The sequence below is a fragment of the Burkholderia sp. AcTa6-5 genome, from assembly GCF_017815075.1.
Taxonomy (GTDB): domain Bacteria; phylum Pseudomonadota; class Gammaproteobacteria; order Burkholderiales; family Burkholderiaceae; genus Burkholderia; species Burkholderia sola.
This window is the reverse complement of the sequence record NZ_JAGIQE010000075.1, coordinates 1-831: the sequence shown is the minus strand read 5'-3', so window position 1 is coordinate 831 and position 831 is coordinate 1. Positions and strand designations below refer to the sequence as shown.

The 831-nt window shown below is 64.3% G+C and carries 1 protein-coding gene; it reads left to right on the top strand.

The genetic code is table 11. The annotated features are described in order from the left end of the window. Positions 1 to 738, top strand: a 738-nt coding sequence (locus tag J8I33_RS34255; RefSeq protein ID WP_245170553.1) for an electron transfer flavoprotein subunit beta/FixA family protein, incomplete at its 5' end; no start/stop codon positions are given. Between the last annotated feature and the right edge of the window lie 93 nt (positions 739 to 831).

Genomic DNA, 831 nt, shown 5'->3' with positions numbered 1-831 from the left:
GTGCCAGTGAAAAGAGTGGTCGATTACAACGTGAAGGTCCGCGTGAAGTCGGACAACACGGGCGTCGACATCGCGAACGTGAAGATGTCGATGAACCCGTTCGACGAAATCGCGGTGGAAGAAGCGGTGCGCCTCAAGGAAGCGGGCGTCGCGACCGAAGTGATCGCGGTGTCGGTGGGTGTCACGCAAGCGCAGGAGACGCTGCGCACGGCGCTGGCGATCGGCGCGGATCGCGCGATTCTCGTCGAGTCGAACGACAGCGTCGAGCCGCTGGCCGTCGCGAAGATCCTGAAGGCGCTGGTCGACAAGGAGCAGCCGCAATTGGTGATCCTCGGCAAGCAGGCGATCGACGACGATTCGAACCAGACGGGTCAGATGCTGGCGGCGCTCGCAGGTCTCCCGCAAGCGACGTTCGCGTCGAAGGTGACGATCGCCGACGGCAAGGCCACGGTTGCGCGGGAAGTCGACGGCGGCGCGGAAACGCTGTCGCTGACGCTGCCGGCGGTGGTCACGACCGACCTGCGCCTGAACGAGCCGCGCTACGTGACGCTGCCGAACATCATGAAGGCGAAGAAGAAGCCGCTGGAAACCGTGAAGCCGGAAGACCTCGGTGTGGACGTCGCGCCGCGTCTGAAGACGCTGAAGGTGGTCGAGCCGCCGAAGCGCGCGGCCGGCGTGAAGGTGCCGGACGTGAAGACGCTGGTCGAGAAGCTGAAGACCGAAGCCAAGGTGCTGTAAGAGGGAGCGCAAAGAAATGACGATTCTGGTGATTGCAGAACACGACAACGCGTCGATCAAGGCCGCGACGCTGAACACGGTGGCGGCGGCGGC